The organism is Pseudolysinimonas sp., from assembly GCF_051954455.1.
Taxonomy (GTDB): domain Bacteria; phylum Actinomycetota; class Actinomycetes; order Actinomycetales; family Microbacteriaceae; genus Pseudolysinimonas.
Genome location: NZ_JBQCHS010000026.1, coordinates 1 through 6,208 on the forward strand (window position 1 = coordinate 1; position 6,208 = coordinate 6,208).

General features: G+C 69.9%; 7 protein-coding genes. 4 read left to right on the forward strand and 3 right to left on the reverse strand.

What is annotated here, in order from left to right; all coding sequences use genetic code 11:
- On the reverse strand, positions 1-332 hold a 332-nt coding region (locus tag ACTHM3_RS12070), incomplete at its 3' end, for a hypothetical protein (protein WP_440406352.1).
- On the opposite strand from ACTHM3_RS12070, the gene ACTHM3_RS12075 reads away from it, so the two are divergent.
- Together ACTHM3_RS12075 and ACTHM3_RS12080 are read left to right on the forward strand one after the other, a co-directional pair.
- Entirely contained in the window at positions 306-869 is a 564-nt protein-coding gene (locus ACTHM3_RS12075) for an acetamidase/formamidase family protein (RefSeq protein ID WP_440406353.1), read from the forward strand. The genes ACTHM3_RS12070 and ACTHM3_RS12075 overlap by 27 nt on opposite strands.
- 14 nt (positions 870-883) lie before the next feature.
- On the forward strand, positions 884-2,308 hold the full coding sequence (locus ACTHM3_RS12080; protein ID WP_440406354.1) for a dihydroorotase: 1,425 nt from the start codon (positions 884-886) through the stop codon (positions 2,306-2,308).
- 41 nt (positions 2,309-2,349) lie between these two features.
- Here the strand turns inward: ACTHM3_RS12080 and ACTHM3_RS12085 are convergent, their stop codons facing one another.
- Positions 2,350-3,507 (reverse strand): FUSC family protein, encoded by a 1,158-nt coding sequence (locus ACTHM3_RS12085; protein ID WP_440406355.1) that lies wholly within the window; start codon positions 3,505-3,507, stop codon positions 2,350-2,352.
- 7 nt (positions 3,508-3,514) lie between these two features.
- Positions 3,515-4,732 carry a 23S rRNA (adenine(2503)-C(2))-methyltransferase RlmN gene (gene rlmN / locus ACTHM3_RS12090; RefSeq protein WP_440406356.1) on the reverse strand — a complete coding sequence of 406 codons (1,218 nt, stop codon included), beginning with the start codon at positions 4,730-4,732 and terminating at the stop codon, positions 3,515-3,517.
- Between the two features lie 151 nt (positions 4,733-4,883).
- Between rlmN and ACTHM3_RS12095 the strand changes: the two genes are divergently transcribed.
- Entirely contained in the window at positions 4,884-5,288 is a 405-nt protein-coding gene (locus tag ACTHM3_RS12095) for a hypothetical protein (protein WP_440406357.1), read from the forward strand.
- A gap of 230 nt (positions 5,289-5,518) precedes the next feature.
- Positions 5,519-6,208 (forward strand): transposase (locus ACTHM3_RS12100; RefSeq protein ID WP_440406358.1); only part of this gene is annotated, 690 nt, incomplete at its 3' end.

A 6,208-nucleotide genomic window follows, 5' to 3' on the forward strand; every position in this document is an offset into this window, starting at 1 on the left:
CTTCTGTCGGATTCGAGCACACCTCGGCGGTGTTTACTGCGCTCGCCGAGCCAGTCCTCGAGGTCGATCAGGGCGAGCAGTTCACCCTCGAGGCGCGCAGCCTTCTGACCGGCGGCTTCTTCGAGGCCGGCGAGTACGAGAAATGCGCGATCCCGGTGACCGGGCCCGTCGTCGTCCGTGGAGCGCGCCCGGGCGACGCGCTCCGCGTCGAGATCCACGACATCCGCATCGCGGACCGCGGCGCCATGGTGACGCTCCCAGGCCGTGGTGGCTTCGGCGAGCCGCTCGAGCGCTTCGGGCACGTCGTGGAGATCGACGATGGCGCGGTCCACTTCGCCGAGGGGGTCACCATTCCGGTGCGCCCCATGGTGGGCAAGCTCGGCGTGGCGCCGGCCGACGGCGAGCCGAGCTCGAGCACCGTCGGCCCCTACGGCGGCAACATGGATTGCAGCGATGTGACGGCGGGCTCCGCCGTCGTCCTCCCCGTCGAGGTGCCGGGCGCGCTGCTGTTCGCCGGCGATCTCCACGCCGCCCAGGGCGACGGCGAATGCTCGCTCACCGGCGTCGAGGTCGAAGGTGCCGTGACGCTCTCCTGCCGAGTGGTGCCGGGCGTTTCGATCCGTCGGCCCGCAATCCTCTCCGACGGCCGGGTGATCACCCTGGGCGACGGCGATGATCTGGACCAGGCGGCGAAGGCGGCCCTCGATGACATGCTCCAGCTCGTCGTCGCCGATCGTGGGTGGCCGCGGGAGAAGGCGGCCATGCTGCTCAGCGCGGCGGCCGACGTCGCCGTCTCGCAGCTCGTCAACGCGCGCGCCTCGGTGAAGGTGAGCCTGGCAGACCGGTACTTCTCACGAATCCCTTTCTAACCTTGGAGGCTCCCTTGCTCGACCTTCTCCTCACCAACGGCCTCGTCGTGACCCCCTCGGGGCCCCGCCGTCTCGATGTGGGCATCGCCAACGGCACGATTGTCTCGCTGACCGCCCCCGAGTTCGGCACGCCGGCGGAAGCCCGCCGCACGATCGACGTGCGCGGCCAGCTCGTGGTGCCGGGCGGCGTCGACCCCCATGTCCATACCAACAGCGTCCTGCCGACCGCCGCCGAGAGCGGCATCAAGTGCTTCGGCCCGGACCGCGTGAGCGAGGGGGCCATCTACGGCGGGACCACCACCCTCGTCGACTTCGCCCACTGGCAGCCCGGGGACGAACTGTCCCAGTCGTTTGCCCGGAAGTCCGCCGAGTGGGCCGGCAGCACCTACACCGACTACGCCCTCCACGGGACGTTCAAGGAGCCCGAGATCCCGTTCGAGGTGCTCGAGCAGATCCCGGACGCCGTCGCCGCCGGACACGGGAGCTACAAGGTCTGGATGACCAACACGACCCCGACCCGGCCGCGGCAGAAGACCGACCTGGGCAACATGTGGGGCCTGATGGAGCAGACCGCGGCGGCAGGCGCCATGCTCGCGATCCATGCCGAGGACGACGACATCGTCATGTACTCGTACAAGCGGCTCCAGCGCGCGGGCAAGATCGGCCTCGAGTACATGTCCCACGCGCACAACAACCTCTCGGAGAAGCTCTCGTTCCAGCGCGCGATCACGCTCGCCGAGCACGTGGGTGCGCCGATCTACATCATGCACGTGAGCGCTCGCGAGGGCGTCGACGCCATCCGCGAGGCGCGCGGACGCGGATTGCCGGTGTACGGCGAGGTGCTGCCGCACTACGCGCACTTCACCGCCGACGACTACCGGCAGGAGAACGGCGCGATCTACCACACCTACCCGTCCCTCAAGTCGGCCGACGACCGCGACTCCATGTGGGACGCGCTCCTCGAGGGCGCGCTCAGCACGCTCGCGACCGACGGCGTGTGTACGGACCTCGACGTCAAGACGCGCGGGAAGACCATCCTCGACGCGACCGGGGGCCATGCCGGGGTCGAGATGCGGATGGCCGTCGCGTACACCGAGGGGGTGGCGAAGCGGGGGCTCGACCTCACGCGGTTCGTGGACCTCACCTCGGCGAACGCCGCGAAGATCCTGGGCCTGTATCCGCGGAAGGGCGCGATCGCGATTGGAAGCGACGCCGACCTCGCCGTCCTGGATACGACCGAGGCACGCGTCGTGACCTCCAGCGATCTGCACGAGGCCGACTACACGCCGTGGGAGGGCTACGAGGTCGCAGCCTGGGCAACGATGACGGTATTGCGCGGGCAGGTCGTCGTCGAGGACCGCGAGCTCAAGACCGGTCCGCTCGGGACGCTGCAGGAGCAGCGCGTCTCAGCCGATGTCAGGAGCCGCCCCGCCTGCTGACGACCCCCAGCCACCCCCATTTCGGGTGCACCAACTCCCCCTCAAACAGCGTTTCGGGTACGCATCATCTGTACCCGAAACCAGACCAGCGGCGCGAGTACCACCAGCACGCCGACCCCGGAGCCGATGGCCGTGTCGATGAACCGGTCATGCAGCAGGGCGCCGGGGTCGGTGTGCGCCACGAGGAGCGTCGAGAGCAGCGCGAGCGGTGCCACGAACACCTGCGCGAGGAAGTACTGCCGCGCAATGAGCATCTCCACCACGAACTGGCACAGCCCGATGAGCACCACCATGATCCAGGGATCCGGACGCAGCGCCGCAATCCCCGCGAGCAGCGCGAGGCCGACGACGGTCCCCAGCACACGCTGGAGGCCGCGGCTTACCCGGTGGCGGGTCGAGTGGCCCACGAGCGGCACCACGGCGGCGACGATCGCCCAGTAGTTGTGCCCGAAGCCGAGCGCCTGGCCGACAGCCGTGGCTGCCGCCCCGGCGACGGCCGACGCGACGAAGTACCCGATGGATTCGAGCCACAGCACGCGGCGCTCCGTCGGGCCGAGGCGCACCCGCCATGCCGCGCGCACCTGCTGCCAGCTGAGCGAGGTCCGGCGCGCGGGATGAACGCGCGACGCGAGGCCGATCGCGAGGCACAGGAGAGACGTCGCGACGGCGGTCACCGCCGCGTCCAGGAGCGGCGGCTGGTGAGGCAGGGAGGCAATCGCCGCGAAGGCGAAGATGTGGAACAGCGAGCCCGCCGGCCGGAGCCTCCAGTACCCGACAGCAACGCTGCACCCCCACGCCACGAGCGTGGTCCCCGCGACGATCCCCCACGGACCGAGCACCCCGCCGGGGCTGAGCCGGGCTGAGATGGTGGCCGCGAGGATGACGCCGATCATGAGCAGGCCTGCTCGCGTCTGCGCCACGACGCGGACTCGATGCGGCTCGTTCCGCCCGTAGATCCCCGTGAACGCGGCGAAGTTCGCAAAGATCGCGAGGTCGAGCCGATGGGTGATCGTGAGCGTCAGGAGCGGGATGAACAGGCCCGCCGCCGCGCGCAGCGCGGCCTGGTGGTCGTTCTTCGAGGGGCCGATGCTGAATAGCAGCTCATGGAGAAAACGGCCGACGACGGCGAGCGGCCCGCGCTGGCGAGCTGCGCCGTCGTTCGCTCTTGCCGGAGTGCCCGAAACCCTGGGACCCGTCATTCGGCCCTTACTCCGCTGCGGCGAGCTGGCCGCAGGCGCCGTCGATCTCCTTGCCGCGGGTGTCGCGGAGCGTCGTCGGGATGCCGGCCGCGCGGAGGGTCTCGACGAACTCGTCCTGGACCTCAGGCTCGGACGAGGTCCAGATCGACCCGGGAGTGGGGTTGAGCGGGATCGGGTTGACGTGGACCCAACCGCGGCCGCGCTTGTTGAGCTTCTTCGCGAGGAGCGCGGCCCGCCACGCGTGATCGTTCATGTCCTTGATGAGCGCGTACTCGATGCTCACGCGGCGGCCCGTCTTGCGGAAGTAGTCGTACGCCGCATCGATGGCCTCGTCGACCTTCCAGCGGTTGTTGACGGGGATGAGCTCGTCGCGGAGCTCGTCGTCGGGCGCGTGGAGGGACAGCGCGAAGGTGACGGGAAGCTCCTCGTCGGCGAGCTTGCGGATCGCGGGGACGAGGCCGACCGTCGAGAGCGTGATGTTGCGCGCCGACATGCCCAGCCCCTCGGGCGAGGGATCGACGAAGCGGTGGACGGCGGCCATGACGCGCTTGTAGTTCGCGAGCGGTTCGCCCATGCCCATGAAGACGATGTTGGTGACTCGCTCATCGGCGTGCTCGGCCACCCCCAGCTCCCCCGCTGCAACCACCCGGTTCGCCGCGACGACCTGATCGACGATTTCCGCCGTCGACATGTTGCGCGTGAGGCCCGCCTGGCCGGTCGCGCAGAAGGGGCAGTTCATGCCGCAGCCCGCCTGGGACGACACGCACAGCGTGATGCGGCCGGGGTAGCGCATGAGGACGGACTCCACGAGAGCCCCGTCGAAGAGGCGCCAGAGGAACTTGATGGTGTTGCCGTCGTCGGTGCGCAGGCGGCGGACCTCGGTGAGCAGCGGCGGGAACATCGCCTCGACGAGCTCCTCGCGGCCGGCCTTCGGCAGGTCGCTCATGCGCTCGGGTTCCGTGGTCCAGTGCTGGAAGTAATGCGCGCTGAGCTGCTTTGCCCGGAACGCGGGGAGGCCGAGTTCCTTGAGCTTCGCCTGGCGCTCCGCGAGCGTCAGGTCCGCGAGGTGCTGCGGCGGCTGCTTCACTCGCGGGGACGCGAACTGGAGCAGCGGGCGGCCCTCCGGGGTGCGCTGCTGCTCCCAGCCTTCTGCTGCAGGGCGCACCTGGGGGCGCGCCTCACGATCGGCAGGGGTGGTGTCCGGGGTTCGCGTGGGGGAAGTCATCCTGTCCATCATCCCACGCGGGTTTTCGTGATTCCCAATCGGGGCACTATGATTCCCCTCTCCCACCCCCCGTTTCGGGTACAGATACTGCACCCCTCCCTCTTTGCCAAGCTGGTTGTGAGTCAGTTCCCGGTCCGCGAAGGAGTAGAGGGTGTCGATCATTCTGGGCAGGACGGTGGAGGAGGTCCGTGAGCTCGTCCACGAGTACGAGCTGGTTCGGCACGGGCACAAGGGCGCGTGGCTGGCGGGGCGGGGCCTGAAGGCGGACTGGATCCGGCGGTGGCGGAATGCAGTGTACGAGGGCGACCTCGACCGGGGCCTCATCCCGCGGGAAGGTAGTCCTATGACTGTTCCACCGCGTCGGCGGACCGCACTGGAGAAGGCTCGCGCAGCCGAGCGGGCCGCGCAGGAGGCAGAGCTGGCGAAGCTGAACGCTCGCGTCCGCGAGCTCGAGGAGACCAACGCCGCCCTGGGAAAAGCTATCGGGCTCTTGCACGCGATGAACGAGCAAGGGCCCGGGACCGGCCCGACGAGGACCGATCCGTCCGGTTCCTGAACGCGGAGGACGACCTCGTCGCCGCGCTCACCCGCTCGACAGGCTCCCAGCGCCAGGCCCTGGCAATCTCCGGGATCTCACGCTCGACGTGGCACTACCGGCACAGCCCCCGCCCCCGGGCGCCCGAACCGATCCATCAGAGGGACAGGGCCTACCCGTCGAGGATCGGCGCCGCCGACCGGGCCGCGGTCGCGGCCAGAGTCACGGCCGCCTGGGAGCAGGGCAACTCCGTGGACCACGCGTTCGCCGCCGCGTGGGACGAGGGCATGATGCTCGCCTCGCGCCGCTCCTGGTGGCGCATCGCGGCCGGCATCCAGGACCAGGGCGCGCGCCCGACGATTCCGGCCAGGGGCAGCCGCGGGACCGGCGCCCGCCAGGCCCCGGTCCACGAGGCCACCGGCCCCGGGCAGGTGTGGAGCTGGGACATCACCGACCTGCGCTCGCCCTGGCGCGGGAAGGCGTACAAGGCCTACTCCATCATCGACATCTACTCCCGCATGATCGTGGGCTGGCGCGTGGAGGAACGCGAGGCCGACCACCTCGCCGTGGAGATGTTCGAAGCCGCCTTCGCCCGCCACGGCCGCCCCCGGGCAGTGCACGCCGACTCGGGCCCCGCGATGCGCTCCAACCTGCTTGCGGACCTCCTCGAACGGCACGGGATCGAAAGGACGCACAACCGTCCCCGCGTCTCCAACGACAACCCCTTCTCCGAGTCGGAGTTCCGCACCATGAAGTACCGGCCCAACTACCCCGCGACCTTCCAGGACCTCCCCGCAGCGCGCGCCTGGGTCAGCGAATACGTCCCCTGGTACAACACCCGCCACCGCCACTCCGGGATCGCCCTCTTCGCCCCCGCCAACGTCCACGACGGGAGCTGGCGCGAGCAATGGGCCCGACGCGACCAAGCGAACCAGGCGTAC

Coding starts and splice junctions, on each gene's coding strand:
- ACTHM3_RS12085 (WP_440406355.1), bottom strand. CDS start 3,507: ATGACGGGTCCCAGGGTTTCGGGCACTCCGGCAAGAGCGAACGACGGC.
- rlmN (WP_440406356.1), bottom strand. CDS start 4,732: ATGACTTCCCCCACGCGAACCCCGGACACCACCCCTGCCGATCGTGAG.